Origin of the sequence: Streptomyces sp. NPDC049813 (genome assembly GCF_044465085.1) — a bacterium.
Lineage (GTDB): Bacteria > Actinomycetota > Actinomycetes > Streptomycetales > Streptomycetaceae > Streptomyces.
This window is the reverse complement of record NZ_JBITLI010000009.1, coordinates 196,730-223,295: the sequence shown is the minus strand read 5'-3', so window position 1 is coordinate 223,295 and position 26,566 is coordinate 196,730. Positions and strand designations below refer to the sequence as shown.

21 protein-coding genes and 1 pseudogene are annotated in these 26,566 nt (G+C 73.7%); 12 read left to right on the top strand and 10 right to left on the bottom strand.

What is annotated here, in order from left to right:
• The first annotated feature begins 215 nt into the window (after positions 1 to 215).
• Together ACIBW6_RS20295 and ACIBW6_RS20290 are read left to right on the top strand one after the other, a co-directional pair.
• A complete protein-coding gene (locus ACIBW6_RS20295; protein ID WP_399061405.1) occupies positions 216 to 2,717 on the top strand; it encodes an FtsX-like permease family protein in 2,502 nt (833 codons plus the stop codon).
• A 72-nt stretch (positions 2,718 to 2,789) separates the two neighbouring features.
• A complete protein-coding gene (locus ACIBW6_RS20290) occupies positions 2,790 to 4,598 on the top strand; it encodes a class I adenylate-forming enzyme family protein (protein WP_399061403.1) in 1,809 nt (602 codons plus the stop codon).
• On the opposite strand, the gene ACIBW6_RS20285 is transcribed toward ACIBW6_RS20290, so the two are convergent.
• Positions 4,585 to 5,868, bottom strand: coding sequence for a M6 family metalloprotease domain-containing protein (locus tag ACIBW6_RS20285; protein ID WP_399061401.1), 1,284 nt, complete (start codon positions 5,866 to 5,868; stop codon positions 4,585 to 4,587). The genes ACIBW6_RS20290 and ACIBW6_RS20285 overlap by 14 nt on opposite strands.
• A 305-nt stretch (positions 5,869 to 6,173) precedes the next feature.
• Here ACIBW6_RS20285 and ACIBW6_RS20280 point away from each other — a divergent pair, with 305 nt between their 5' ends.
• Complete coding sequence (locus tag ACIBW6_RS20280) at positions 6,174 to 6,836, top strand: TetR/AcrR family transcriptional regulator (RefSeq protein ID WP_399061399.1); 663 nt, start codon at positions 6,174 to 6,176, stop codon at positions 6,834 to 6,836.
• A 233-nt stretch (positions 6,837 to 7,069) separates the two neighbouring features.
• Positions 7,070 to 8,608: an MFS transporter gene (locus ACIBW6_RS20275; protein ID WP_399061397.1), complete on the top strand. Its 1,539-nt coding sequence runs from the start codon at positions 7,070 to 7,072 to the stop codon at positions 8,606 to 8,608.
• Positions 8,609 to 8,679: 71 nt separating this feature from the next.
• Here ACIBW6_RS20275 and ACIBW6_RS20270 read toward each other — a convergent pair whose 3' ends face one another.
• The gene (locus tag ACIBW6_RS20270) at positions 8,680 to 9,207 is read right to left on the bottom strand and encodes a MarR family winged helix-turn-helix transcriptional regulator (RefSeq protein ID WP_399061543.1); all 528 of its coding nucleotides are present in this window, start codon (positions 9,205 to 9,207) and stop codon (positions 8,680 to 8,682) included.
• A 159-nt stretch (positions 9,208 to 9,366) separates the two neighbouring features.
• On the opposite strand from ACIBW6_RS20270, the gene ACIBW6_RS20265 reads away from it, so the two are divergent.
• Positions 9,367 to 10,122: a dioxygenase gene (locus tag ACIBW6_RS20265; RefSeq protein ID WP_399061541.1), complete on the top strand. Its 756-nt coding sequence runs from the start codon at positions 9,367 to 9,369 to the stop codon at positions 10,120 to 10,122.
• Between the two features lie 8 nt (positions 10,123 to 10,130).
• Here the strand turns inward: ACIBW6_RS20265 and ACIBW6_RS20260 are convergent, their stop codons facing one another.
• Positions 10,131 to 10,679, bottom strand: a complete 549-nt coding sequence (locus ACIBW6_RS20260; RefSeq protein ID WP_399061395.1) for a GNAT family N-acetyltransferase — start codon at positions 10,677 to 10,679, stop codon at positions 10,131 to 10,133.
• A 173-nt stretch (positions 10,680 to 10,852) separates the two neighbouring features.
• Between ACIBW6_RS20260 and ACIBW6_RS20255 the strand changes: the two genes are divergently transcribed.
• Entirely contained in the window at positions 10,853 to 11,857 is a 1,005-nt protein-coding gene (locus ACIBW6_RS20255; RefSeq protein WP_399061393.1) for an RNA polymerase sigma factor RpoD/SigA, read from the top strand.
• Positions 11,858 to 12,337: 480 nt separating this feature from the next.
• On the opposite strand, the gene ACIBW6_RS20250 is transcribed toward ACIBW6_RS20255, so the two are convergent.
• Positions 12,338 to 13,312 carry a helix-turn-helix transcriptional regulator gene (locus tag ACIBW6_RS20250; protein WP_399061391.1) on the bottom strand — a complete coding sequence of 325 codons (975 nt, stop codon included), beginning with the start codon at positions 13,310 to 13,312 and terminating at the stop codon, positions 12,338 to 12,340.
• A gap of 62 nt (positions 13,313 to 13,374) precedes the next feature.
• On the opposite strand from ACIBW6_RS20250, the gene ACIBW6_RS20245 reads away from it, so the two are divergent.
• From ACIBW6_RS20245 to ACIBW6_RS20225, 5 genes and pseudogenes are all read left to right on the top strand, one after another.
• Positions 13,375 to 15,051, top strand: a complete 1,677-nt coding sequence (locus tag ACIBW6_RS20245; protein WP_399061389.1) for an MFS transporter — start codon at positions 13,375 to 13,377, stop codon at positions 15,049 to 15,051.
• 157 nt (positions 15,052 to 15,208) lie between these two features.
• Complete coding sequence (locus ACIBW6_RS20240; protein ID WP_399061387.1) at positions 15,209 to 15,970, top strand: DeoR/GlpR family DNA-binding transcription regulator; 762 nt, start codon at positions 15,209 to 15,211, stop codon at positions 15,968 to 15,970.
• Between the two features lie 126 nt (positions 15,971 to 16,096).
• Positions 16,097 to 17,043: pseudogene (gene pfkB / locus ACIBW6_RS20235) on the top strand (1-phosphofructokinase).
• Positions 17,044 to 17,243: 200 nt separating this feature from the next.
• Positions 17,244 to 19,235, top strand: coding sequence for a fructose-specific PTS transporter subunit EIIC (locus tag ACIBW6_RS20230; RefSeq protein WP_399061385.1), 1,992 nt, complete (start codon positions 17,244 to 17,246; stop codon positions 19,233 to 19,235).
• A gap of 147 nt (positions 19,236 to 19,382) precedes the next feature.
• Positions 19,383 to 19,634 (top strand): hypothetical protein, encoded by a 252-nt coding sequence (locus ACIBW6_RS20225; RefSeq protein ID WP_399061383.1) that lies wholly within the window; start codon positions 19,383 to 19,385, stop codon positions 19,632 to 19,634.
• A 411-nt stretch (positions 19,635 to 20,045) separates the two neighbouring features.
• On the opposite strand, the gene ACIBW6_RS20220 is transcribed toward ACIBW6_RS20225, so the two are convergent.
• The 4 genes from ACIBW6_RS20220 to ACIBW6_RS20205 form a co-directional block, all read right to left on the bottom strand.
• Positions 20,046 to 20,816: a DUF6227 family protein gene (locus ACIBW6_RS20220; protein WP_399061539.1), complete on the bottom strand. Its 771-nt coding sequence runs from the start codon at positions 20,814 to 20,816 to the stop codon at positions 20,046 to 20,048.
• A gap of 312 nt (positions 20,817 to 21,128) precedes the next feature.
• Positions 21,129 to 22,319 carry an Ig-like domain-containing protein gene (locus tag ACIBW6_RS20215; RefSeq protein ID WP_399061381.1) on the bottom strand — a complete coding sequence of 397 codons (1,191 nt, stop codon included), beginning with the start codon at positions 22,317 to 22,319 and terminating at the stop codon, positions 21,129 to 21,131.
• A gap of 141 nt (positions 22,320 to 22,460) precedes the next feature.
• On the bottom strand, positions 22,461 to 23,519 hold the full coding sequence (locus ACIBW6_RS20210) for a P1 family peptidase (protein WP_399061380.1): 1,059 nt from the start codon (positions 23,517 to 23,519) through the stop codon (positions 22,461 to 22,463).
• A gap of 204 nt (positions 23,520 to 23,723) precedes the next feature.
• Positions 23,724 to 24,959, bottom strand: coding sequence for a low temperature requirement protein A (locus tag ACIBW6_RS20205; RefSeq protein WP_399061378.1), 1,236 nt, complete (start codon positions 24,957 to 24,959; stop codon positions 23,724 to 23,726).
• Between the two features lie 128 nt (positions 24,960 to 25,087).
• Between ACIBW6_RS20205 and ACIBW6_RS20200 the strand changes: the two genes are divergently transcribed.
• Positions 25,088 to 25,282, top strand: coding sequence for a hypothetical protein (locus ACIBW6_RS20200; protein WP_399061376.1), 195 nt, complete (start codon positions 25,088 to 25,090; stop codon positions 25,280 to 25,282).
• A 52-nt stretch (positions 25,283 to 25,334) separates the two neighbouring features.
• Here the strand turns inward: ACIBW6_RS20200 and mscL are convergent, their stop codons facing one another.
• Positions 25,335 to 25,814: a large conductance mechanosensitive channel protein MscL gene (mscL, locus tag ACIBW6_RS20195; RefSeq protein ID WP_399061373.1), complete on the bottom strand. Its 480-nt coding sequence runs from the start codon at positions 25,812 to 25,814 to the stop codon at positions 25,335 to 25,337.
• Positions 25,815 to 26,012: 198 nt separating this feature from the next.
• Positions 26,013 to 26,555: an RcpC/CpaB family pilus assembly protein gene (locus tag ACIBW6_RS20190; protein ID WP_399061371.1), complete on the bottom strand. Its 543-nt coding sequence runs from the start codon at positions 26,553 to 26,555 to the stop codon at positions 26,013 to 26,015.
• Positions 26,556 to 26,566: the final 11 nt, after the last annotated feature.

Here is a 26,566-nt window from a genome sequence, read left to right as displayed (position 1 = left end):
CCGGCGGAGTCGGTGGCGCACGGGACGGCCGCGCTGAGCGCCGTCCCCGCGAAGGCCGCGCCGAGCGTCGGTCCTGCGGGGAACGGGGCGGTGGCGTCGTGCGCCGAGCCGAGCGTGCCGGCGGAGTCGGTGGCGCACGGGACGGCCGCGCTGAGCGCCGTCCCCGCGAAGGCCGCGCCGAGCGTCGGTCCCGCCGGGAACGGGGCGGTGGCGTCGTGCTGAGTCTCGCGCTGCGCGGCATGCGCACCCGCTGGGTCACCTTCGTCGGCTCGTTCGTCGCGCTCGCGCTCGGCGTCGCGCTCATCGCGACCACGGGCCTCGCGCTCGCGGCGACGTTCGACGCTCCGGAGCGGGGCACGGAACGGTTCGCCGAGGCCCGCGTCGTGGTGCAGGGCACCGACGAGCTGACGGCCGACACCTCGATCGGGCAGCGCACCTCGGTCCTGACCGACCCCCGGCCCGTACCGGAGGAGCTGGTGCGCGAGCTGGCGGCGGTGGGCGCGGTCGCCGAGGACCGTACGTTCCCGGTGGCGGTGCCGGACGCCGGGCGGCGGATCGGCACGGACGCCGCGCTCGTGGGCCACTCCTGGGCCGTCGCCGCGGCCACGCCCTACCGTCTGACCGCCGGACGCGCCCCCACCGCGCCCAACGAGGTCGTCGTCACGACCGGGCCTGGCGCGGGCGTGCGCCCCGGCGACCGGATCGAGGTCGCCACCCCGGACGGCACCGGTCCTCGTACGGTCGTCGGTACGGTGCCGGCGGCCGGGTTCGAGTCGGCGGTGTTCTTCACCGCTGCCGAGGCCGCCCGCCTCGCGCCCCGCATCGACCGCGTCACCGTGGACGCCGATCCGGCCGCGGTCCGCGCAGTCGTCGACGCCGACTCCGGCATGACCGTGCTGACCGGCGACGACCGGCGGCGCGCGGACCCCGATCCGGATCGCGACAAGGAGGCGTTGGTCTCCGTCAACGCCCTGCTCGGCACCGCCGCCGGCATCACCGCGTTCGTCTCGGTGTTCGTGGTCGCGTCGACGTTCACCTTCGCCGTGGCGCAGCGCGGGCGGGAGTTCGGGCTGCTGCGGATGGCGGGCGCGACGCCCGGGCAGGTGCGGCGTCTGGTGTACGCCGAGGCACTGGTGGTCGGGGTCCTCGCGTCGGGCGCCGGCTGCCTGCTGGGGCGGTGGGCCGCGCCGCGGCTCGCCTCCTGGATGTCCGGGCAGGGGATCGCCCCGGCCTGGTTCCGGATCGGGGAGCAGACCTGGCCGCTGCACGCCGCGTTCTGGACCGGCCTGACGGTGGCGCTGTGCGGGGTCGTCGTGGCGTCCTTCCGGGCGGGCAGGACCGGCCCGACGGCGGCGCTGCGCGAGTCGGCCGTCGACAGCGGCGCGCTGCCGTGGAGCCGCCGCGCGGTGGCCGGGGCCGTGCTGCTCACCGGGCTCGGGCTGCTGGTCATGGCGCTGGTGGACAACCCCGGCGACGTGCTCAAGCGCAAGACGTACCTCACCCAGCCGATGCTGCTCATCGTGGCGTTCGCGCTGCTCGCACCGGTCCTGGTGCGACCGCTGACCCGGCTGCTGACCTGGCTGCCGGCGCGGTTGCCGGGCGCCGTGGGGATGCTGGCCCGGGAGAACGCGGCGGCCGGGGTGCGCCGGACGGCGGCCGTCGCCGCGCCGGTCATCATCACCGTCGCCCTCGCCTGCTCCCTGATGGGCACCACCGCAACCGTCAACGAGGCGAAGGCCGCCGAGGCCCGCACCCAGACCCGGGCCGACTACGTGGTCTCGGCGGGAGACGCGGGCCGGACACTGCCCGCCGGGTTCGTCCGCGCGGCCCGCTCCGTCCCCGGCGTGACGGTCAGCACGTCCCGCTCGACCGGGGTGACGGTCCTGGAGGAGGGCACCGCCCTGGTCCGCTCCGAGGCCCGCGCGGTGGGCAGCGCCGCGGATCTCGCCACAGTGGCTCATCTGCCGGTGGTGGCGGGGGAGTTGACGGACCTCGACGACGACAGCATCGTCGTCAACGAGGAGTGGCTGACCACCCGCGTCGGTCAGCGGGTGTCCGTATGGCTGGGCGACGGCCGCAAGGCGGACCTGCGGATCGCGGCGGTCCTCGCCGTCGGTACCGGTGACAACGGCGTCTACGTCAGCGCCCGCAACGCCGCGGGCGCCGGGATCGACCGCGTCGACATCAAGGTCGCCGCGGGCGCGGACCGGGCCGCCGTCGACCGGCGGCTGCGGGCGGCGGGGGCGGCGAGCGGCGTCGAGGTGCTCGGCGCCGGACAGTGGATCGGGGCGCACTACCCGCGCTCCAGCGAGTCCACCCGGTTCGGCCTGCTGATGATCCTGGCCATCGCCCTCGTCCACACCGGCATCGCGCTCGCCAACACCCTGGTCATGGCCACCGGCGACCGGGTCCGCGAGCTGGCCGCGCTGCGTCTGACGGGCGCCACGAAGTGGCAGGTGCTGCGCCTGGTCGCCGTCGAGTCGGTGCTGGTCGTGGTGGTCGGCGCGGTGCTCGGCGCCGCCGTCTCGGCGGTGAACCTGCTCGGCGTGCGCATCGCGCTCGGCCTGCTCGACGTGCGCTCCGCGGTCGTCGTGCCCTGGCCGACGGTGGGCGCGGTGATCGCCGCGAGCGCCCTGCTCGCGGTCCTCGCGGCCACCCTGCCCGCGTCGCTCGCCCTGCGCACCCGGCCGGTGGAGCCGGCGGGCACGCGCGAGTAGCACCGCGCGGCGACGCGTACGCCCTGTCGGCCGTCTTGACGGGGCCCCGGCCCGCGGACGTAGCGTCCGGGGATGGATTCCCTGGAAGCGTTGCTGACCGCGCCGGGTGCGCCCTTCGCCGTGGAGCGGGGGGAGGACGGCCGGCTCGCCTACGCCGAAGGGCCGCGGACCCTGCGGGAGTTCGTGGAGACGACGTGGGCGTTCGGCTCCACCCCGTTCCTGATCTCCGAGAGCGGGCGGATGACGTACGGCGCGTTCTTCGCCGCCGCCGGCGCGCTCGCCCGGCGTTTCCTGGCCGCCGAGGACGCGGGCGGGTACGGGCTGCGGCCCGGGGACCGGGTCGCGATCGCCATGCGCAACCACCCCGAATGGCAAGTCGGCTTCTGGGCGGCCCAGTTGGCGGGCCTGGTGGCGGTGCCGCTGAACGCCTGGTGGACCGCGGAGGAGTTCGCCTACGCCCTCGACGACTGCCGGCCCGGCGTGCTGCTCGTCGACGGGGAGCGGTACGAGCGGATCGCCGCCTGGCGGGCGGGACTGGGGGAGAAGGCGCCCTGGCTCCTCGTCTGCCACGAGGAGGGGCGGCAGGTCGTCGCGGGAGCGCGCGTCGAACGGTACGCGGAACTGCCCGCCGCCGACCCGCTGCTCGGGCCGCCCGACATCGAGGTGGCCCCGGAGGCCGACGCCACCATCCTCTACACCTCCGGGACGACCGGCCGCCCCAAGGGCGCCGTCGCCACGCACCGCGCCCACATGGGGGCGATCGCCAACCCCCGGTACTTCGCCGCGCTCTCCGCCCTCGCGCGCGGCCTCGTGCCCGGGCAGGGGCCGGCCCCGGTGGGGCTGCTGACCTTCCCGTTCTTCCACGTGGCGGCGTTCACCGGCTTCTACGGAGCGATGGCCACGGGCGGCACGATCGTGGTGCTGCGCAAGTGGGACCCGGACGCGGCGCTCGCGGCGATCCGCGAACACGGCGTCGCCGCGTTCGGCGGGGTCCCCACCACCGCGCTGCAACTCCTGGAGCGGGCCGCCGAGGTGGGGGACCCGCTGGCGACCCTGACCATGTTCAACACCGGGGGTGCGGCGGCGCCCCCGCACATGGTCGCGGGTCTCGCCGAACGGCACGGCGAGCGCATCGAACCCCGTAACGGCTACGGCCTCACCGAGACGCTCGGCGGCGTGACCGCCAACTTCGGTGACGAGTACCGCCGGTGGCCCGCGAGCGTGGGCAGGACCGCGCCCGCCGTGGAGGCGCGGATCGCCGGGCCCGGCGGTGAGCCGCTGCCCGAGGGCGAGGTCGGCGAGCTGCTGCTGCGCGGGCAGAGCCTGATCCGGGGGTACTGGCAGGACCCGGCCGCGACCGAGGCGGCGTTCACGGCCGACGGGTGGTTCCGCACCGGGGACCTGGCCGTCATGGACGAGGGGCGGATCAGCGTCGTCGACCGGATCAAGGACATGGTGATCCGCGGCGGCGAGAACGTGTACTGCGTCGAGGTCGAGGCCTGCCTGCACGGCCACCCCGACGTGCTGGAGGCGGCCGTCGTCGGGGTGCCGCACCCGGTGCTCGGCGAGGAGGTCGCCGCCGTGGTGCGCGCCCGGCCGGGATCCGGGGTGGACGCGGCGGCCCTGCGCGCGTTCGCCGCGGCGTCGCTGGCGGCCTTCAAGGTGCCCGCGCACGTACTGGTCCAGGACGTGGAGCTACCGCGCAACGCCACGGGGAAGGTGCTCAAGCGGGAGGTGCGGGGGCGGTTCGCCGACGGGGAGCAACCACCCGGCGCCGAGGCGGGCCCGTCCGGAGCCGGCCCTTCAGGTCCTGGGGCAGGCCCGTCCGGCCCCGGGGCCCGCCCGCCCCGCCAGGCCACAGGCCCCTCTAACGCCGAGTGACATAGACCCGGTAGTTACCGTCACCGTCCACCCCCGCCACCGAGATCCGCACCCCCGCCTTCCGGTCCCGGAACACGTCCCCCGCCCGGAACGTCGCGTCGGACAGCTCCGCGTGCACGTTCGGGCGGCGGGTGCAGCCGCCGCTGTCGGGGGTGGCGTCCTTCACCGTGACGGGGCCGCGCCCGGTGTCCACGTCCGCGTCGACCTTGTAGATCAGGACGCCGGGACGGCACACCGCGTCGTCGTTGCCCTCCTGGGTGCGGACCTCGACCGCGTACCCCGTCGTCGGGGTCAGCGGGACGAACATCATCTTCGTGCCGGAGTCGCCGTCGTCGCGGGAGAGCGGCGCCAGCAGCCGCTCCGTCGTGCCGGAGCGCGCCGCGCAGGCGATCCGGGCGTCGTCGAGCCACCCCAGCTTCCACTTGTGCCAGCCGAGCAGGTCGTTCCCGGCGCCCCAGTCCTCGCTCATGATGTCCCAGTGCCCGACGGCGCCGCCGCCGTCCGGGGTGTAGAGGTCGGGCAGCCCGAAGACGTGGCCGTTCTCGTGCGGCAGGACGCGGTAGCCGGTCTCGGCGTAGGAGCCGGAGCCGTCGTCCTGGCGCGAGTAGACGAAGGAGGCGTTCGCCAGCGGGACGCCGTCGGCGACGGGCGCCTCGCGGTTGCCGGCGAACGTCACCGACAGGACGGTGTCCAGCGCGGAGGGCCCCGCGTTCGGCGTGACCAGGATGTTCGCCAGGTCGTACCGGCGGAAGTCCACGTCCGGGTCGGCCGCGGCCACGATGTCGTCGACCAGTTCGCGGTAGCCGGGCTCGAAGGGGGCGCCGCGGTCTATCCCGTAGTCGGCGAAGGCCTTGGGCATCCGCAGCCAGTGCGTGACCGGGGCCTCGGGGACGTAGGTGAGGCGGCCGTAGGAGCCGGTGCGGAACCACTCCTGCGTCTTGGGGAAGAACTCCTTGAGCCGGTCCTTCGCGCGGCCCTCGCCCGGCGCGTCCGGGAAGTCGATCATGAGGTTGAGGGCGTGGACGGTGCCAGTGGAGTGGGCGTAACCGGGGCCGGTGGGCACGCCTTCCGACATCTGGACGCCCATCGCGCCGCGGATCATGCAGGGGGCGAGTGAGGCCGCCCGGGCCGGGGCGACGGGTCCCGCTGCGGTCGGGGTGCCGTCGAGCAGCCGTCCGGTGCTGGCGGTCATGGTCAGGGCGAGGGCCACCGCGGTCGCCCCGGCGAGTGTCGCGCCGCGTCGGCGCCTGCGTATCCGCTGCTTGCGCATCCGAACCGCCCTCACCCTCGGGTCCCTTTCGATCACCCTGTGTCGGGGTGGTGCGGGACGCGCGCTGGGTGGGCCGGTCGGGTGGTTCTGCGGACGGGGAAGTGTGAGGGGAGCCCCGAGGAGGTGTGAGGCAGGCCACAGGCGATGTGGGCTAGCGTGCTGTGAGGCAGGTCACATAAGACGCCGGAAATAACCGGGGAGGCTCTCCCCGTTTAGACCTGTGTCCGCACGAAGCGGGGAGTCGCTCCCCACTTCCGTCCGGAGCAAGCCACCGACCGAGGACCGGCCGACAGAAGGAGACAGCCGTGGCCACCGCCGCCCCCACCGAGCCGCAGCGCCGCAACCCGCGCCCGCGGGCCGACGCCGTGCGCAACCGGGAGCGGATCGTCGCGGCCGCGCGCGAGCTCCTCGTGGAGTACGGGACCGATCTCCCGCTCGACGAGACCGCCCGCCGCGCGGGCGTCGGCAACGCCACGCTGTACCGGAACTTCCGCGACCGCGGCGAGCTGATGCACCACGTCGTCCTCTCCGTCACCGACCGTGTCACCGACCACGCCGAGAAGGCCCTCGCCGCCGAGGAAGCCGGCGAGAGCGGCGCCTTCGACGCGCTGCGGACCTTCGTGCACGCCGCCGCGGACGAGCGCATCGGCGCGCTCTGCCCGACGCTGCACGCCACCTTCGACAAGGACCATCCGGATGTGCTCGCCGCCCTCGACCGGCTGACCGCCGGCATCGAGGAACTGATGCGGCGCGCCCGCGCCGCGGGCGAGCTGCGCGCCGACGTCGGCGTCGGCGATCTGATGGTCGCCCTCTCCCAGCTCACCCGGCCGCTGCCGGGCACGGCCTGCCTGGAGTTCGACCGCTTCGTCCACCGCCATCTCCAGCTGTTCCTGGACGGCCTGATGGCACCCGCCCGCTCCCGGCTCCCGGGTGCGGCCGCGACCTTGGAGGACCTCCGCAGGGACTGACCTCCCGGGACCCGCTCCCGCGGCGGCCCCCACGGCCCCACCTCCGCCGTCCGGCCCCTACCTCTCCGCCGCCCCCGGCCACGCCTTCCCCCACGCGTCCGGCGGTGCGGGGCGCCCGCGCCCCTCTCCGTACCGAACCGATTTCTCAGCCTTAACCACGACTTTTACGTCAATCGACCTTCCCGACCTTCCCGACTTTCACGTCACCCGACGTCACGACTTGGAGTCCCGCTATGGGTACCCCCGTGCCGAAAACGGCCCCTCTCGAAGGCGACTCGCGCCGCTGGAAGGCCCTGGTCTTCATCGCGCTCGCCCAGCTGATGGTGGTGCTCGACGCCACCATCGTGAACATCGCCCTGCCCTCCGCCCAGACCGACCTCGGCATATCCGACGGCAACCGGCAGTGGGTCATCACCGCCTACGCCCTCGCCTTCGGCGGCCTGCTCCTGTTCGGCGGCCGCATCGCCGACCTGTGGGGCCGCAAGCAGACCTTCGTCACCGGTCTGATCGGCTTCGCGCTCGCCTCCGCGATCGGCGGCGCCGCGCAGAACGAGGCCATGATGCTCGGCGCCCGCGCTCTGCAGGGCCTCTTCGGCGCCCTGCTCGCCCCGGCCGCCCTCTCCCTGCTCGCCGTGATGTTCACGGACGCCAAGGAGCGCGCGAAGGCGTTCGGCATCTACGGTGCGATCGCCGGTGGCGGCGGCGCCGTCGGCCTCATCCTCGGCGGTTTCCTCACCGAGTACCTGAACTGGCGCTGGACCTTCTTCGTCAACATCCCGTTCGCGGCCGTCGCCGCGCTCGGCGCCGTCCTCGTCATCCGGGAGCCGGCCGGCGGCCGCAACCGCTCGCCGCTCGACATCCCGGGTGTCGTCCTGTCGACGCTCGGCCTGGTCTCCCTCGTCTACGGCTTCACGCGCGCCGAGTCGAACGGCTGGTCCGACGCGACCACCGTCGGCCTCTTCGTCGCCGCCGCCGTGCTGCTGCTCGCCTTCGTCGCGGTCGAGGCCCGGGTCAAGCACCCGCTGCTGCCGCTGCGCGTGATCGCCGACCGCAACCGCGGCGGTGTCTACGCCTCCCTCGGCCTCGCCGTGATCGCGATGTTCGGCCTCTTCCTCTTCCTGACCTACTACCTCCAGGTCGTGAAGGGCTTCTCGCCGGTCAAGACCGGCTTCGCCTTCCTGCCGATGATCGCGGGCATGATCACGGGCTCCACCCAGATCGGCGCCCGCCTGATGACCCGCGTCAGCCCCCGTCTGCTGATGGGCCCGGGCTTCCTGCTCGCGGCGGTCGGCATGCTGCTGCTGACGCAGCTGGAGGTCGGCACGTCGTACGCCGGGGTGATCCTCCCCGGGCAGCTGCTGCTCGGCCTCGGCATGGGCACGGCGTTCATGCCCGCCATGTCGCTCGCCACGATCGGCGTCGAGGCGCGGGACGCCGGTGTCGCCTCCGCGATGGTCAACACCTCGCAGCAGGTCGGCGGCGCGATCGGCACGGCCCTGCTGAACACGATCGCGGCCTCGGCCACGACCGCGTACCTGGCGGACCACGCGGCCGGCGCCCGCAACGCCCAGCTGCTCCAGGCCCAGGCCCAGGTCAGCGGCTACACCCACGCCATCTGGTGGGCGGTCGGCATCCTGGTCGTCTCGGCCACGATCGCCTTCGCGCTCATCAATACCCGCGCTCCGGGCTCGGGCGCCGTCACGGCCTCCGGCTCCACGGAGGGCGCGCAGGACGCCGAGGACGAGTTCCGCATCCCGGTGGTCGCGCACTGACCGGACGGTACGGGCCCGGCCCGGCTACCTGAGCCAGGGGAGGTCCGGCTACCTGAGCCGGCCCGGCTCGGCTACCTGAGCCAGGGGAGGTCCGCCCCGGCCTCCTTCGGCTGAAGTCCCTCGGCGACGATCCGCATGATCTCGCCGAGGGACTTCTGCTGTTCGGGGCTGAGCCGGTCGAAGAGCGCCTGGCGGACCGCCGCGACGTGGCCGGGGGCGGTCTGCCGCAGCACGTCGAGGCCCGCGTCGGTCAGGACCGCGAACTGGCCGCGCTTGTCCGAGGGGCAGTCCTCGCGCCGCACCCAGCCGTTCTTCTCCAGGCGGGCGACGGCGTGCGAGAGCCGGGAGCGGGTGATCTTCGCGCTCATCGCCAGCTCCGTCATCCGCAGCCGCCGCCGGGGCGCCTCGCTGAGCTGGACCAGCAGCCCGAAGTAGACGTGCGGCATCCTCGCGTCGCGCTGCAACTGCCGGTCGAGGTGGTCCTCCAGCAGGGTGGTGGCGTGCAGATAGGCGCGCCAGACGTGCTGCTCGTCCGCGCTCAGCCACCGCGTGGCGTCCGGCGCCGCGTGGCCGCGCTCGTCGTCGTCCATGGGCTCCATCGACTCCCTCGGTTGCATCGGGGGCCATAGTAAGGGCCCCTCCTTGAACATTAAACAAAAGCGGGTTACTTTGTCTCGCGAGGGAGCTTGAAACTTCAAAGGTTCGAAACTTCAAAGGTTCAGGAGGCCGCCGTGTCCACCGCACCCGCACCCGAGCGCATGCCCGCGCTCTACCTCAGCCACGGCGCCCCGCCGCTCGCCGACGACGCCCTGTGGCCGGGCCAGCTCGCCGCCTGGTCGGCCGCCCTGCCCCGCCCCAAGGCCATCCTGATGGTCTCCGCGCACTGGGAGGAAGCCCCGCTCGCCCTCGGCGCGACCACGACCGTGCCGCTCGTGTACGACTTCTGGGGCTTCCCCGAGCACTACTACCAGGTGCGGTACGCGGCCCCGGGCGCCCCGGAACTCGCCGACGCGGTACGCAAGTTGCTGCGCGGCCCCGGTGTGCCGGTGCAGGACGTGCCGGACCGGGGGCTCGACCACGGCGCGTACGTGCCGCTGGTGGAGATGTACCCGGACGCCGACATCCCGGTGCTCCAGGTCTCCATGCCGACGCTCGACCCGCAGAAGCTGCTGGACATCGGCCGGCGGCTCGCCCCGCTGCGCGACGAGGGCGTGCTGATCGTCGGCTCCGGCTTCTTCACGCACAACCTCGCGGCGCTGCGCCAGGGCGGGGTCCCCGCGTGGTCGGCCGAGTTCGACGCGTGGGGGCGGGAGGCGCTGGACGCGGGGGACGTGGACGCCCTCCTGGACTTCACCCGCAAGTCCCCGGCAGGCACCCTGGCCCACCCCCGCACCGAACACTTCGCCCCCCTCTTCGTCACGCTGGGTGCGGCGGAGGCGAGTGGGGACACGCAACGCTCGGTGATCGACGGCTTCTGGCTGGGCCTGGCCAAACGCTCCCTCCAGTTCGGCTGACCCCGCCCCTAGGACGCCGGCGCGGAGCGCAGCGGCTTCTCGTACCAGGCGACGTCCCAGTACTGGTCGAACTTGCGGCCGACCTCTCGGTACGTGCCTACATAGGTGAAGCCGAAACGGGTATGGAGGCGGACCGAGGCTTCGTTGGGCTGGCTGATGCCCGCGTAGGCGCGGTGCAGGTCCTCGTCGGCGAGCGCCTCGAAGAGGGCCTTGTAGAGCAGGGTGCCGATGCCGCGGCCCGCCGCGTCCGGGGCGCAGTACACGGTGACCTCGACCGAGGTGTCGTACGCGGCCTTCGCGCGGAAGGGGCTCGACGTGGCGTACCCGAGGAGCGGGCCGAAAGACCCCTCCCGCAGCTCCTGGGCAACCAGAAGGCGGTACGGGCCGTCTTCAGGGTGGGAGAGCAGCCACGGGCGGCGCTCCTCAGGAGTGAAGACGGCCGTGTCGAAGGTGATCGGCGTCTCACGCACATAGTGGTTGTAGAGGTCGGTGAGGGCTTCGAGGTCTCCCTCGACTCCCGGCCTGACCTGCACCTCTGTGGGCCCGGGCAATGACATGCCTCCCCTTTTGGTTGCGCGTGGCCGCACAGGGTACTGCATGATCACAAAAAAGATGGGGCGGCATGGGAATTCTGTCCGGATTCCAGTCGTTGTTTCCTTCGGAAGCAGGGCACCCGGGAGGGTGTGCGAGCCGTCCGGCCCAGCCGATCTACCATCGCAAGGGAGCACGCATGGCAACCCGTGCCGTAGCACGTCGTAAGTCCGCCACCGGCGAGACTGATGCGGCACGCAGTGTTCGCGCCGTAGGCGGGGAGATCGCCGACCGCGACCTGGTCGGCATGTACCTCGACGAGATAGCGCGGACACCGCTGCTCGACGCCGCAAAGGAAGTGGACCTCTCCCAGACCATCGAGGCGGGCGTGTACGCCCAGCAGATCCTCGACGGGGAGGTCTCCGACAGCGAAGCCGCGGGCAAGGCGTCCCGCGAGGAGCTGGAGGCCCTGGTCGCCGATGCGGAGAAGGCCAAGGACATCTTCATCCGGTCGAACCTGCGCCTGGTCGTGGCGGTGGCCCGCCGGTACCCGCGCAGCGGCCTCCCCCTGCTCGACCTGATCCAGGAGGGGAACGCGGGCCTGGTGCGCGCGGTCGAGAAGTTCGACTACCGCAAGGGCTTCAAGTTCTCCACGTACGCGACGTGGTGGATCCGCCAGGCCATCACGCGCTCGATAGCCGACCAGTCCCGCACGATCCGCCTCCCCGTCCACCTCGTGGAGGAGCTGGGCCGCATCCGCCGGGTCCAGCGCGAGTTCAACCGGAAGAACGGCCGGGACCCCGAGCCCACCGAGATCGCCGCCGAGCTCGACACCAAGCCCGAGCGCGTCGTCGACGTCCTGGACTGGGCGCGCGACCCGGTCTCGCTGAACATGTCGGTGGACGACGACGGCGACACGCAGTTCGGTGACCTCCTCGAGGACACCTCCGCGGTCTCGCCCGAGCAGTCCGTCCTGACCCTGCTGCGCTCCGAGGAGCTGGACGATCTGATCGGCCGGCTCGACCAGCGCACCGCGTCCATCATCAAGATGCGGTACGGGATCGATGACGGGCGGGAGCGGACGCTCACGGAGGTCGGTAAGGAGCATGGGCTGACGCGGGAGCGGATTCGGCAGATCGAGAAGCATGCGCTTCTTGAGCTGAAGAAGCTTGCGCGGGACACGGGGTTCGACGCCGCGGCGTAGGCGCTCCGCGCCCACCAGGCCCCCGGGCGGCCCGCACCCATGTGTGCTGGCCGCCCGCGCCGTCCCCGGTCCCATCCGCCCCGCCGCGCCGTCGTGGCTGCTCGCGCAGTTCCCCGCGCCCCCGAAAAGACTTCGTCCGCGGCTTCGGTGGGGGCTTCTCGCGCAGTTCCCCGCGCCCCTGGAGCATGCGGCTTCGCCGCAGCCCCCGGGGAGAGCGCGCACGAAGTGCGCCTCTCAGGGGCGCGGGGAACGGCGCGACCAGCCCCCACCGGGCGTGCACACGAACGGGCGCACGCAGTGCGCCTTCTGGGGGCGCGGGGAACTGCGCGCTCAGCCCCCACCGGGCTCGCAGACAAACAGGGGGCGCACCTAGTGCGCCTTTCAGGGGCGCGGGGAACTGCGCGACAAGCTTGACCGACCCGCGCCGCGCTGAGCGAGCCCCACATCGACCCGCCCCGGAGCCAGCCTCACCCCGGCCCCCTAAGATCCGCCCCGACTCATCCGCGCCCCCATCTCCCGCACGGCCCCCACAAGCGCCGCAGGCCCCCGTACGCGGAACTCGAGCCCCGTCATGGCCAGCCGCACAGCCATCCACTCCACGGGCCCGGCCGCGACCCCCCGCACCCGGCACCCACCCCCGGGCACCTCCTCGGGCCGCCCCACCGCCGGAGGCACCCGCGCGGCGACCTCCTCCACCGACGCCGCGAACTCCACGTCCACCTCGTACGCCGCCCCGCCCCGCGCCTCCATGGACCGCCGCAGATACTCCGCCGCGTCCCCCTCCGGTACCTCCCGCGGCACGAACCGGGCCCCCGTGGCGAACGGCTCCGACACCCGGTCGACCCGGAAGGTGCGCCAGGCGTCGCGATCGATGTCGTAGGCCACCAGGTACCAGCGGCGCCCGGTCGAGACGAGCCGGAACGGTTCGACGAGGCGGCGCGTCTCCGTCCCGTCGGCCGCGCGGTAGTGGAACCGCAGCCGTTCCGTGCCGGCGGTCGCCGACGCGATCACGGTCAGCGTCTCGGGTGCGATCATGGCGCCGTCCCCCGAGGTCAGCGGGATGGTGGCGGCCTGGAGCGTGGCCACCCGGTGCCGCAGCCGGGACGGCAGCACCTGTTCCAGCTTGGCCAGGGCGCGCACCGAGGCCTCCTCGATCCCGTCCACCGCGTGCCCGGCCCCGGCCCGCAGCCCCACCGCGATCGCCACCGCCTCCTCGTCGTCGAGGACGAGCGGCGGCAGCGCCTTGCCCGCGATCAGCCGGTAGCCGCCGTCGGCGCCCATGGAGGCCTGCACGGGGTAGCCGAGTTCGCGCAGCCGGTCGATGTCCCGGCGCACGGTGCGGCGGGAGACCTTGAGGCGGTCGGCGAGTTCACCGCCGGGCCACTCCCGGGGCGTCTGCAACAGCGAGAGGAGTTGGAGCAACCGGGCCGGGGTGTCCGTACTGGTCGTCGTCATGTCCTCCAGAATGCCGCCCTTCTAGGACACGTCCTGACCTAGATGGCGACGAGACTGCTGCCATGACCTCACCGACCGAACCGACCGGGCCGACCGAGCCGACCGAACCGACCGGACGGACCGGGCCGACCGGGCCGACCGCGCCGTCGTCACCGGCCACGCCGACAGCACCGGCCGCACAAGCCTCACCGGCATCGGCGATAGCCCCCGCCCCGTCGGCCACGTCCCGCCGCCGCTGGTTCGCCCTGGCGATCGTGATGGTCGCCGCGTTCATGGACCTCGTCGACGTCACGATCGTCAACGTCGCCCTGCCGACCATCCAGCACGACGAGGGCGCCACCACCGGCCAGATCCAGTGGATCACCGCCGGTTACGCCCTGGCGTTCGCCGCGCTGCTGATCACCGGCGGCCGGCTCGGCGACATCTTCGGCCGCAAGCGCCTCTTCCTGCTCGGCATCGCGGGCTTCACCGTCGCCTCCGCGCTCTGCGGCCTCGCCGCGAACCCGGAGATGCTCGTCGCCTCCCGCGTCCTCCAGGGCGGCATGGCGGCGCTGATGGTGCCGCAGGTCCTGTCGATCGTGCACGCCACGTTCCCGGCGCACGAGCGCGGCAAGGTCTTCGGCCTGTTCGGCGCGATCGTCGGGCTCGGCGCGGTGACCGGGCCGCTGCTCGGCGCGCTGCTGACCGAGTGGGACATCGCGGGCCTCGCCTGGCGCCCGATCTTCCTGATCAACCTGCCCGTCGGGATCGCGGCCCTGCTCCTCGGCTCCCGCGTGATCAGCGAGTCGAAGGCACCGAAGGCGCTGAAGCTGGACCTGGTGGGCGTCGTGCTCGTCACCCTTGCCATGCTGGCCCTGGTCTACCCGCTGACCCAGGGCCGCGAGAACGGCTGGCCGCTGTGGGGCTACGTGATGATGGCCGCGTCCGTCGTGATCGTCGCCGCGCTGGTCGCGTACGAGAAGGCGAAGATCCGCCGCGACGGCTCCCCGCTCATCGAGCTGTCCCTGTTCAAGGTCAAGAGCTTCGCGGCGGGCATCGCCGTGCAGACCGTCTTCGGCCTCACCATGGGCATCTTCTTCCTGACCTGGACGCTCTACATGCAGCTCGGCCTCGGCTGGAGCGCGCTGCGGGCGGGCGTCACCGGGGTGCCGTTCTCCATCGCGGTCTCGCTCGCGGCCGGCCTCTCCGTGCAGCAGCTCGTCCCGCGCTTCGGCCGCAAGGTGCTCCAGGCGGGCGCGCTGACGATGGCCGCGGGCGCGCTCGTCTACGTCTGGGAGTCCGGGCACTACGGCCTCGGCATCAGCTCCTGGCAGATGGCGCTGCCCCTCGTCGTGATGGGCCTCGGCATGGGGCTGATCGTCGCGCCGCTGACCGACGCGGTGCTCTCCGAGGTGCCGCGCGAGCACGCGGGCTCGGCGTCCGGCCTCATCAACACCGTGATGCAGATGGGCAACGCGCTGGGGCTCAGCCTCGTCTCGGTGGTCTTCTTCAACGTCGTCGAGGACCACATGAAGCGCGGTGCGGGCAGCGCCGCCTTCGCCGACGGTTTCCACAGCGCGCTGCTGTGGGTCGCGGGCGTCCTCGTCGCCATCTTCCTGCTGATGTTCGCGCTGCCGCGCAAGCCGGCGGCCGGTCCCGCCGGGCCGCCCGCCGAGGCGCCCGCCGAGGCGCCGCAGGGCCAGGAGCAGGGCCGGGGGACAGCCCGGGACGAGGACGAGCGGCGGCCGGAACTGGTCTGACCGGCCCGCCCGCGGGCTACGCACGACCCACCCCTCCTGTGTCTGCTTGCGTCCGTATGATGCCCGAATCTGTTTACTTTCCCGTCGAACGGCCGTAGCCTCGCGGTGAAGTCACAGATTCGGGCACATCCATCGGCAGGGACACAGGTACACGGACATGTACGCACCGGAGCGCCAGCAGGAGATCCTCCGCCTCGCCCGTGAGGGCGGCCGGGTCGACGTCCTGTCGCTGGCCGAGGTGTTCCAGGTGACCGCCGAGACCGTCCGGCGCGACCTGAAGGCCCTGGACCGGGCCGGCCTCGTGCGCCGGGTGCACGGCGGCGCCATCCCGGCCGGCCGGCTCGACTTCGAGCCCGACCTCGCCGAGCGCGAGTCGACGGCCGCCGACGAGAAGGACCGCATCGCGCGCGCCGCTCTCGCCGAGCTGCCGGCCGAGGGCAGCGTCATCCTGGACGCCGGTTCGACCGTGGCCCGGCTGGCCGCGGCCCTGCCGCCGGCGTCCGGACTCACCGCCGTCACCCATTCGCTGCCCACCGCCGCCCGTCTCGCCGACCACCCCGGCATCCAGCTCCACCTCATCGGCGGCCGGGTCCGCCACCGCACCCGCGCCGCCGTCGACGCCTGGGCGCTGCGCGCCTACGGGGAGATCCGCGCGGACGTCGCCTTCGTCGCGGCCAACGGGTTCTCCGCCGAGGCGGGCCTGACCACCCCCGACCTCGCCGAGGCCGCCGTGAAGCGGGCCGCCGTCGCCGCTGCCCGCCGGGTCGTGCTCCTCGCCGACTCCGGCAAGTACGGGCAGGAGCACTTCGCCCGCTTCGGCGGCCTCACCGACGTGGACCTGCTGATCACGGACGCCGGGCTCGCCCCGGAGGCCGCCGCGGCGATCGAGGCGGCGGGCACGGAGGTGATCCGCGCGTGAGACCCCGCCGCCTCGGCGCCCCGCCCCACCCCAGGTGAGCCCCGCTCCACCGGCACCCCGGCGCGCCTCTTGAGGCACCCCCACCCGCCCCCTCGTACGGACCCCACAGAAGCGGCGACCCGTGGCATGATCCTCACCGTCACCCCGAACCCCTCCCTCGACCGCACTTACGAGCTGCCCGGCCTCGACCGCGGTGAGGTCGTCCGCGCCACCGGCGAGCGCATGGACCCGGGCGGCAAGGGGGTCAACGTCTCGCGGGCCGTCGCCGCCGCGGGCGCTCCCACCCTGGCCGTGCTCCCGCTCGGCGGCGCCCCGGGCGACCTGGTCACCGCGCTCTTGGACGGCCAGGGCATCCCCGTGGTCCCGGTTCCCGTCGCGGGCCTGACCCGGTCGAACATCGCGCTCGCCGAACCGGACGGCACCCTCACGAAGATCAACGCCCCGGGCCCCGAACTCTCCGCCGGCGAAGCCGAATCGCTGCTGCGCGCCGTCGGCGAGCGCTCGGCGGGCGCCGACTGGATCGCCTGCTGCGGCAGCCTCCCGCGCGGCCTCACGCCGTCCTGGTACGCGGAGTTGGTGGCCCGCGCGCACGCCGCGGGCGCCCGCATCGCCCTGGACACCTCCGGGCCCGCCCTCCTGGCCGCCCTGCGCGAGTGCCCCGACGTGGTGAAGCCGAACGCCGAGGAGCTCGCCGAGGCCGTCGGCCGCCCGCTCGCCACTGTCGGCGACGCGCTCAAGGCGGCCGAGGAGCTACGGGAGTCGGGCGCGGGCGCGGTCCTCGCCTCGCTCGGTGCGGACGGCCAGCTCCTCGTCGACGCCACGGGCGCCTGGTTCGCGAGCGCCCCGGCCGCGACCGTACGCAGCACCGTGGGCGCGGGCGACGCCTCCCTGGCCGGTTTCCTGATCGCGGGCGGCGCGGGGCCCCGGGCCCTGGCGTCGGCGGTCGCCCACGGCGCTGCCGCGGTGCAGTTGCCGGGCAGCGCGATGCCCGCCCCGACGGACCTGGACCCGGACGCGGTGACCCTCACGGCGCGGGTGCCGCTCGACCGCCCCTCACTGAACCGGTGACGTGAGGCAGGCGCCCGGCGCCGATCCGCGTGGCCGCGCACCCGTTCACGACGTACCCGCACACCCGTTCACGACGGCCCGCGCACCCGTTCACGACGTACCCGCGCACCCGTTCACGGCGTACCCGCACACCCGTCCACGACGTACCGCCCTTACCCGCCCGGCCGGGAAGCACCCGGCGGCCGCGCACCCCGAGGAGCCCGCGATGACGGAGCTGATCACCGCGGACCTGGTCGATCTCGACCTGTCCGCCCCGACCAAGGACGAGGCCGCCCGCGCGCTGGCCGAGCGGATGGCGGCCCGGGGCCGGGTCACCGACCTCGACGGCTTCCTCGCGGACGTGGCCGCGCGTGAGGCGCAGATGCCGACCGGCCTCGACGGCGGCATCGGCATCCCGCACTGCCGCAGCGCGCACGTCACCGAGCCCACGCTCGCGTTCGGCCGCGCCGCGCACGGCATCGACTTCGGCGCGCCGGACGGCCCCGCGGACCTGGTCTTCCTGATCGCGGCCCCGGCGGGCGCGGACGACGCCCACCTCACGATCCTCTCCTCCCTCGCCCGGAAACTGACGGACGAGGACTTCACGACGTCCCTGCGCACGGCGACCGGCGCCGAGCAGGCGGCGAGCCTGATCCGCGGCGACGCCCCGGCGGGAGAGGTGCCGCCGCCGCAACCCGCCCCGGCCGCCCGGACGTTCAGGATCGTGGCCGTCACCTCCTGCCCCACCGGCATCGCCCACACCTACATGGCGGCCGAGGCCCTGGAGAGCGCGGCCCGCGCCACCGACGGCGTCGAGCTGGTGGCCGAGACCCAGGGTTCCGCGGGCTTCACCCGCCTCGCGCCGGAGGTGATCGCCGCCGCGGACGGCGTGATCTTCGCCCACGACGTGCCGGTACGTGAGAAGGACCGTTTCGCCGGCAAGCCCACGGTCGACGTCGGCGTGAAGGCCGGGGTGAACCGCCCCGCCGCCCTCATCGCGGACGTGCGCGAGAAGGCGGCCCGCGGCGAGACGACCGCCCCCGGCGCGGAACCGTCCTCCACACCTGTGGACAACTCCGGCGAGGTGACAGACGGTTACGGGACAAAGCTGCGCAAGTGGCTCATGTCCGGCGTCAGTTACATGGTGCCTTTCGTGGCGGCCGGCGGCCTGCTCATCGCGCTCGGGTTCGCCATCGGCGGTTACGAGGTCGCGGACGTCAAGGTCGAGACACTCCTCGACCACTTCGACTGGTCCGCCACGACCAGCTGGGCCGCGCTGCTCTTCCACACCGGCCAGGCCGCGTTCGCCTTCCTCGTCCCGGTCCTGGCCGGCTACATCGCGTACGGGATGGCGGACCGGCCGGGGCTCGTGCCGGGCTTCGTCGGCGGCTCGATCGCGCTCACCGTCGACGCGGGCTTCCTCGGCGGTCTGGCCGCGGGGCTGATCGCGGGCGGCGTCGTCATGGCGATCCAGCGGGTCACCGTGCCGGCCGTGCTGCGCGGCATCATGCCGGTCGTCGTGATCCCGCTGCTGTCCTCGGTCGCGGTCGGCTTCCTGATGTTCGTGGTGATCGGCAAGCCGATCGCGGCCCTCCAGAGCGCTCTGACGGACTGGCTCAACTCCCTCTCCGGCGCCAATGCGATCGTCCTCGGCCTGATCCTCGGCCTCATGATGTGCTTCGACCTGGGCGGCCCGCTCAACAAGGTCGCCTACGCCTTCGCGGTCGGCGGCCTCGCCGATCCGACAGACGGTTCGCTCAAGGTGATGGCCGCCGTGATGGCCGCGGGCATGGTGCCGCCGCTGGCCCTGGCGCTCGCCACGACCGTACGCGGCAGGCTCTTCACCCGGGCCGAACGGGAGAACGGCAAGGCCGCGTGGGTGCTCGGGGCGTCCTTCATCACCGAGGGCGCGATCCCCTTCGCCGCCGCGGACCCGCTGCGCGTCATCCCGGCCGCCATGGCGGGCGGCGCGGTCACCGGCGCCCTGTCCATGGCCTTCGGCTGCACGCTGCGGGCCCCGCACGGCGGCGTCTTCGTCATCCCGCTGATCGGCGACGCGTTCCTCTACCTGGTCGCGATCGCCGCCGGGGTCGGGGTGTCGACGGCCCTGGTCGTCGCCCTGAAGGGCCTGCGCGGGACGCCGTCGGACGCGGCCGACGACCCGGCCCGTACGAGGCCGTCCTCGACCGGCGAACCAAAGCTCCCGGCGACGACGTGACCGCCCGTCCCGACGGGCCGGTGACCCGGACCTCCCGGTCGCCGCCCAGCCCTCTGGCCCCGTACCCCGTGACCGGAACTGTCCGTTCCTGCGAGATACGTCACGGTCCGGCACCAAACGCCCGGAGCGTGGTGTTCACTGGACCGCATGCCTGAGCACGTGTCGTTCCTGCAGCAGATAGGCCTGGCGGTTCTCGCGGTCGCCACTGTGGCATGGGTGGTCGGCCTGGTCCGACTGGTGCGGATCGTCCTCCTCCCGCCGCCCCGGCCGCTGCCGCGGTCGCTCCCGCTGGGCTCGCTGCCGGGTCAGGCGCGGCCGCCGGCGCTGGAGTCGGTCCCGCTGACGGCCGACGAACAGGACGCGTTCGCGGTCCTGGTCCGCCAGTTCAGCCGCGGCTGACCCCCTCCGGAGCGGGCAGCGCGGCTGATCCGCCCCCCGCGCCGGGCCGCACAGCCTGCCAATCCGCCCCGCGCCGAGCTGCACAGCCTGCCGATCCGCCCCCGCGCCGAGCTGCACAACCTGCCGATCCGCCCCCGCGCCGGGCTGCACAACCTGCTGATCCGCCCTCGCGCCGGGCAGCGCGGCTGATCCGTCCCCGCTCCGGGCCGTACAGCCTGCCAATCCGCCCCGCGCCGGGCAGCGCACAGCCTGCTGATCCCCCCGGGGGCCGGGCCGCACAGCCCCTGATCCGGCTCCCCCCCCGCCGGGCAGCGCGGCCCGCTGATCCGCCTCCGGCGCTGGGCCACTGGGCCCGCCGACCCGTACCCGTGCCTCGCCGCGCGGCCCCGCATCCCACCCGGTGGCGCCGCCTCAGGCGTTGGTGCTGCGCGAAGCCACCCGGCGCTCGATCGCCGCGCGGGCCGCGTCCTGCGTCGCGTAGACCTCGCACATGTGCCGGCCGTCCGGCGTCGCCGTGTGCTCGACCTCCCACAGGCTCAGCTCGGCCCCGTCACGGAGCAGGAACGCGTGCTCGTACAGCGCGAACCCCTGGCTCACGCGGCGGCCGAACGCCTGCGTGATCTGGTGCGCGCACGCCGTGCGCAGCAGCCTGGCCGTGCCGGGGCCCGGCCGGGTCGCCGGGTCCGGGTTCTCCGCGCGGCGCAGCAGCCGGCGCGCGTGGTCCACGGAGCTGTCCGGGTCGGCGGGCCCGAACCGGCGCCGCTCGGGCGGAACCGCCGGAAGCTGCACGGGAACGAGCGGCACCTGCGACGCGAAGTCGGGGGTGGCCTCCCGGGGTAACGGCAGTCGGCCCGTCGCCAACTGCAGCTCCTCCTCCGTGACATAGACCTCGTGCTGCTCGCCGCCGTCCCGGCCCGTGTTGTGGACCAGCTCCCAGAGGGTGAGCGCGCTGCCGTCGGCGAGGAGCCAGGTGTGCCGGTACGTCTCGCGGTACCGCCCCGCGCTGTGGTGGGCCGAGTGCAGCGAACCGGCGTACGCCAGCGCGCTGTCGAGCCGGAGGAGCGTCTCGTCGGGCAGCTCGAAGGAGTTGAGCGCGCGGCCGAGGAGCCGGGCCAGCTGCTCGTCGGGCGAGGCGGCGGGCGCGGCGAGGGCGGGGCCGGGTCCAGGGCCGGGGCCCGGCACCGCCGGGACCGACGCGGCGTCCGGGAACGACACCCCGGCCCCCGTGGGCGGTGCGGCCGACGCGGAGGACGCAGAGGACGCTGCGTCGCATTCGTAGTCGTGCGGAACGCTCAAGGCACCTCCCGGCATTGCTGCATGTCACCTCGTGGGTGCATACCGTAGCCCCTGTGTCGGACATCATGTCCGTGAAATCGCAAACGGGGAACGGGATTTGGGAAACCTGCCCTGACAACGCCCGAACCGCGCGGGAGGTTCCCGCGCGGCCGGTGTCTTTCCGCCCCGGTGGACGGGTGCGGACGGGTGCGGCGGAGGTCAGCCGGCGCTGCCCGCCGTCCACTGGCTCCAGCTGAGGTTCCAGCCGTTGAGGCCGTTGTCGGGGGCGACCGTCTTGTCCGGGGAGTTCTTCATGACGACGACGTCGCCGACGAGCGAGTGGTCGTAGAACCACTTGGCGGTCGTGTCCCCGCCCGCGCCCTTCACGTCGCGCATGCCGACGCAGCCGTGGCTGGTGCCCTGCGAGCCGAAGATGCCCGGCGCGCTCCAGTAGTTGCCGTGGATGAACGTCCCCGACTGCGACAGCCGCATCGCGTGCGGCACGTCCGGGATGTCGTACTCGCCGCCGAAGCCGACCGTCGAGCCGTTCATCCGCGTCTGCACGAACTTCTCGGAGATCACCATCTGGCCGTTGTACGTGGGGTGCTGGGCGCTGCCGGTGGAGACCGGCACGGTCCTGATCGTCCGCCCGTCGCGCACGACCGTCATCTGCTGCGTGTCCGCGTCGACCGTGGAGACCTGCTTGCGGCCGACGGTGAAGGTGACCGTCTTGTTCTGCACGCCGTGGACGCCGCTCGCTCCCTCGACACCGTCCAGGGCGATCTTCATCGTGACCTTGGAACCGGCCTTCCAGTAGTCCTGCGGCCGGAAGTCCAGGCGCTGGGCGCCGAACCAGTGGCCGACGACCTGCTGCCCGCTGCTGGAGCTGACCGTGATGTGCGACTGCACGGCCTTCTTGTCCGTGATCGCCTTGTCGAACGTGAACGACACCGGCATGCCGACCCCGACCGTCGTCCCGTCGTCCGGGGTGTAGGTGCCGATGAAGCTGTTCGCCGTCGAGACGGTCGTGAAGATCGAGTTGGCCGCGGCCTTGTGCCCGTCCGTGTCCTCCGCGGTCGCGGAGAGGCGGTACTTGGTGCCGCGCTCCAGCTGGTCCTTCGGCTTCCAGCTCGCGCCGCCCGCGGCGATCGAACCGGGCACCTGCTTGCCGGAGACGGACTCGGTCATCCGCACGCCGGTGAGCTTGCCGTCGCGGACCCTGACCCCCGTCGCGTTGATGGACGCGCCGGTCGAACCGTCCTTGGCGGAGATGGTGATCCGCGGGGCGTCCTTCGCACCGGAGCCGCCACCCTTGTCTTCGTCGGCGGTGGCGCTGCCGCCGCAGGCCGTGAGGGTGAGGGCGCCGATGACGAGGCCGGCGCACGCGACGGCTATGTTCTGGCTTCTCACGGTCTGCTCCTTCTGCGGTGTTGCGGGGGGTTGATCCGGTACGAGGAGAGAGTCCGCGAGAGTGGGAGGGGTTCCTTCCGCTTGCTGTGAAGGCCGACACAGGGACCGTTCTGTTACGTAGGTGAAGGCGCCGTTACGTCCTCACGCGGGCCCCGCGCCGGCCGGGGACCCGTACAGGTCGCTGTAGGACAGGAACGTGCCGCCGGGCCCCCGCACCGTCTCCGCCGCCCGCACGGCCCGCACGATCGCGCGGGTCACCAGGTCGGCGCCCGCGGCGAGGATCTCGTTCAGGGCGAGCGGGTCCGCGGTGTCGAGCGGGCGGGCACCGGTGGCCAGGGCGAAGACCGTGTCGCCGTCGTTCAGCAGGTGCACCGGGCGCACGGCGCGCGCGATGCCGTCGTGCGCGGTGCCCGCGACCTTCTGCGCCTGGGCGCGGCTGAGGACGACGTCGGTGGCGACGACCGCGAGGGTCGTGTTGAGCGGCGCCGGGCCGTTCGCGGCGACGGCCTCCGCCAGCCGCCTTTCGGCCGCCGCGTGCAGCGCGGGTGACGGGTAGGTCACCGGGCCGTCCCCGGCGAAGAACTCCCCGTACAGCGCGCCGGTCGCCGGGTCCAGCGCGGACCCCGCCGCGTTGGCGACCACCAGCGCGCCCACCGTGACCCCCGAACCGAGCACCGTGGAGGCGGTGCCGACGCCGCCGCGCACCCGGCCCACCAGCGCGCCCGTGCCCGCGCCCACGCCGCCCTCCGGCACCGGGGAACGCGGCCGCGTCGCCGCCGCCGCCTCCACCGCGGCGCGGCCGGTGGCGGCGTCGGGACGGGCCCGCCAGTCGCCGCCGCGGCCGAGGTCGAAGACGCAGGCGGCCGGCACCACCGGGACGACCCGCTCGGGCCCGTCGACCGGGACGCCGCGGCCCTGCTCCTCCAGCCAGCCCATCACGCCGGACGCCGAGTCGAGCCCGTACGCGCTGCCACCCGTCAGCACGATCGCCTCGATGCGCCGCACCAGATTGCGCGGGTCGAGCGCGTCGGTCTCCCGGGTGCCGGGGCCGCCGCCGCGCACGTCCACGGCGGTGACGGCGCCGCCCTTTGGGGCGAGCACGACGGTGGTGCCGGTCAGGAACCCGTCCCCGACCCGGCTGGCGTGCCCGACCCGTACGCCGTCCACATCGGTGAGAGCGCCGCTGTACGTCGTCGTCATGGGCCCATGCGTACCACGCACCCCGGCACGCCACGCCTCCCGCCGCCCGAGCTTCCCACCCCGGGGTCGACCGCCCGGCGCCCTCCCGTGCCCTCCCTGTCGGGTCGGCCGCCCGGCGACGCCATCTGCCACCTCTCGGGTCGGCCGCCCGGCGCCTCTCTCTAACCCCCGGGGGCGGCCAGCCCACCCCGCTCGGCGGCGCCGTCAGTCGTGCCCCGGCTCCGTCGGCCGCGCCGCCCTCGCCGAGAGCGTCACCCCCGCCGCCACCGTGCACGCCGTCACGAGCCCCGCCGCCAATACCGCCCAGTGCCCGGCGAACGTGCAGGCCAGCACCAGCACCGCGCTCACCGGCAACGTCAGCTGCTGCGCCGTCCCCACCTTGAAGTACCGCGCGTGCAGCGCCCATACCGTCAGCAGGAACAGCGCCGAGGGGACCGTCACGGCCGCGGACGCCGCCGTCGTGGACAGGTGCGCCTCGCCGACCGCCTGCTCGACGGCGACCTCGATGCCGGCGCCGATCGCCGCCGCCGACGCGAAGACCAGGTAGTGGCCGTAGCCCCACAGGAACGCCTCCCGGCTGGTCCGCAGCCGCTCGTGGATCGGCACCGCGAAGTAGATCCACCACGCCGCGAACACGATGAGGACGCCGCCCGCCGCGATCGGCAGCAGCTCGCCCAGCGCGTCGTTCTCCTCGATGCCGGACTTCACCGCGACCGTCGCCGCCGCGATCGTCTCCCCGAGCACGATGATCGTGAACAGGCCGTACCGCTCCGAGATGTGGTGCGGGTGCCAGGCCGTCCTCCGGCGGCTCTCCGCGTACATCGGCACGCTCATCTCCAGCAGCGCCAGCGCCAGGAACACCCAGTTCTGCGCGCCGTGCGGAATGAACAGCAGCGCCAGCCAGCCGACCTGGCACAGCAGCACCCCGCCCGCGTACCGCAACGCGACCGCCCGCTCGGCGCCGCTCGTGGACCGCGCCGCGCGCAGCCAGTGCGCCACCATGGCGAGCCGCATGATCACGTAGCCGAGCCAGACCACCGTGAAGTCGTCGGAGAAGGCGCGGGAGACCCCGGCCGCGAGCACCAGCACGCCCGCGATCTGGACGAGGGTGACGACGCGGTAGAGCACGTCGTCGTTGTCGTACGCCGAGGCGAACCACGTGAAGTTCATCCACGCCCACCAGATGGCGAAGAAGACCCGCGCGTAGTCGATCAAGCCCGTACCCGTATGGCCCTCGGCGATCGCGTGGACCAGTTGCACCCCGCCCTGCGCCACCGCCACGACGAAGCAGAGGTCGAAGAAGAGCTCCAGCGACGAGGCGACCCGGTGCTTCTCGTCCCGCGCCCTCTCCGTCAGGCGCCGAACGGGCGGGTGGTGGGGCGCGGTGTGCTGCGCGGGGTCCGGGCCGGGCGCGGCGTGTGGGGCAGGCGTGGACGTCATGGTCCAAGGACAGCAGATCAGGCGGCCCGGCGGTGAACTGCGCGGGCCCGATCGGAACGCCGCCGCTCCCGCGCCCGCCCGCACCGCGGCCCGGGCCCCGGCCCGCGCCGCCCACGTACCCTGGAGGCATGAGTACCGCCCCCGAGCGCGCCGAGCGCCCCGAGCCGCGCGATCCGAAGAACGCGCTGATCTTCGACGACCCGCTGACGGCACAGTCCGCCGACGACAGTGACCGCGGATGGGGCGAGCGGCCCGCCGCCGGCGACAACAGCGCGGCCGACCTCGCCCGCTTCCTGGACGAGAAGCCGCCCCACCACCTCTGAGACGCCGCGGCCGCCACGGTGGCCGGGAGCAGGTCCCGGCGGTCGCCCGGAGTCAGGTCCCGGCGGGCCCCGAACCACCGCGCTGCGTCACCAGCGCGTCGCGGATCTCCTTGAGCACCTCCAGCTCGGAGACCTCGACGGTCTCCTGCGCGCCTTCCTTCGCCGCCCGGCGCTCGGCCTGCCGGGCCAGGTACTTGGCCATCGGCATCACCATGAGGAAGTAGACGACCGCTGCCGTGATGAGGAAGCCGAGCGCGGCGCTGAGCACCGAGCCCCACAGGATCTCGATGCCGTCGTCGCCGGTGCACGGGGCCTTCAGGCAGGACTTGTAGCTCTCCAGGTCCTTGGTGCCGAAGGCGCCGACGATCGGGTTGATGACGCCCTTCACCACCGCGTTCACGATGTTGGTGAAGGCGGCGCCGATGACGACGGCGACCGCCAGGTCGATCACGTTGCCACGCATCAGGAAGGCCTTGAAGCCTTCCCACAGACTCAGATCCTTCTTCTCGCTCACCGGACGGCCTCTCTTCACGTGCACAGGATGCGGAGCAAACGACGTCGCAACCTACGACAGCACGGGTCAGACCTGTCCAATTCGGTAGCTCGATCGGGGGACTTGACGCCAGGGCCGTCACCCCAGTGATCAGCGCACCGTTCACCCCAGGACCGGGTTCCGTCCCAGGACCGGCGCCCACCCCGGCTCCGGCCCGCACCACCGGGACGGCGGCGCTCACCACAGGGTCACTGCCAGCCGGGACCCGGCACCCGCCCCCGCGAGCCGCACGGCCGTGGCCCGGCCCACCGACAGAACCACCAGCGACCCGCCCCCGGCCGCCGGATCACCGGGCTGCTCGGACGCCGTCCCCTCCTCCGGCACCGACGCCACGCGCGCACCGGACGCCAGCACCCGGACGCCGGGGCGGCCGTCCGCCCGCGCCGCCACCACGTCCACCCGGTCGCCCGGCCGCAGCAGCCGCACCGCCCCCGCGTCCGCGATCCGCACCGGCGCCGACACGGTCACGGCGGGGCCCCGGGCCCGCTCGCGGGGCGGTGCCTGCGCCCGCTCGTGGCCCCGGCCCGCGCCGGACGAGGGCACCGCGGCGGCCAGCGCGACCGCGGACAGGGCGAGCCCCGCGACCACGGCCGGCCCGCGCCGGCGGCGGCCCGGGCGCCCGGTCCGGCCCCGCGCACCGCGGACGCGCACGGGAGGGAAGGACGGCACCTCGGAGGTGGGGGGAGTGCTGAGCTGGGCCGGGGGAGTCGTCACGGACATGGCTGTCACCG

Excerpts from the sequence above, each read along its gene's own strand:
- ACIBW6_RS20290 (WP_399061403.1), top strand. The coding sequence starts at position 2,790 with ATGGATTCCCTGGAAGCGTTGCTGACCGCGCCGGGTGCGCCCTTCGCC.
- ACIBW6_RS20285 (WP_399061401.1), bottom strand. The coding sequence starts at position 5,868 with ATGCGCAAGCAGCGGATACGCAGGCGCCGACGCGGCGCGACACTCGCC.
- ACIBW6_RS20275 (WP_399061397.1), top strand. The coding sequence starts at position 7,070 with ATGGGTACCCCCGTGCCGAAAACGGCCCCTCTCGAAGGCGACTCGCGC.
- ACIBW6_RS20270 (WP_399061543.1), bottom strand. The coding sequence starts at position 9,207 with ATGGAGCCCATGGACGACGACGAGCGCGGCCACGCGGCGCCGGACGCC.
- ACIBW6_RS20265 (WP_399061541.1), top strand. The coding sequence starts at position 9,367 with ATGCCCGCGCTCTACCTCAGCCACGGCGCCCCGCCGCTCGCCGACGAC.
- ACIBW6_RS20260 (WP_399061395.1), bottom strand. The coding sequence starts at position 10,679 with ATGTCATTGCCCGGGCCCACAGAGGTGCAGGTCAGGCCGGGAGTCGAG.
- ACIBW6_RS20255 (WP_399061393.1), top strand. The coding sequence starts at position 10,853 with ATGGCAACCCGTGCCGTAGCACGTCGTAAGTCCGCCACCGGCGAGACT.
- ACIBW6_RS20250 (WP_399061391.1), bottom strand. The coding sequence starts at position 13,312 with ATGACGACGACCAGTACGGACACCCCGGCCCGGTTGCTCCAACTCCTC.
- ACIBW6_RS20245 (WP_399061389.1), top strand. The coding sequence starts at position 13,375 with ATGACCTCACCGACCGAACCGACCGGGCCGACCGAGCCGACCGAACCG.
- ACIBW6_RS20240 (WP_399061387.1), top strand. The coding sequence starts at position 15,209 with ATGTACGCACCGGAGCGCCAGCAGGAGATCCTCCGCCTCGCCCGTGAG.
- ACIBW6_RS20230 (WP_399061385.1), top strand. The coding sequence starts at position 17,244 with ATGACGGAGCTGATCACCGCGGACCTGGTCGATCTCGACCTGTCCGCC.
- ACIBW6_RS20225 (WP_399061383.1), top strand. The coding sequence starts at position 19,383 with ATGCCTGAGCACGTGTCGTTCCTGCAGCAGATAGGCCTGGCGGTTCTC.
- ACIBW6_RS20210 (WP_399061380.1), bottom strand. The coding sequence starts at position 23,519 with ATGACGACGACGTACAGCGGCGCTCTCACCGATGTGGACGGCGTACGG.
- ACIBW6_RS20205 (WP_399061378.1), bottom strand. The coding sequence starts at position 24,959 with ATGACGTCCACGCCTGCCCCACACGCCGCGCCCGGCCCGGACCCCGCG.
- ACIBW6_RS20200 (WP_399061376.1), top strand. The coding sequence starts at position 25,088 with ATGAGTACCGCCCCCGAGCGCGCCGAGCGCCCCGAGCCGCGCGATCCG.
- ACIBW6_RS20190 (WP_399061371.1), bottom strand. The coding sequence starts at position 26,555 with ATGTCCGTGACGACTCCCCCGGCCCAGCTCAGCACTCCCCCCACCTCC.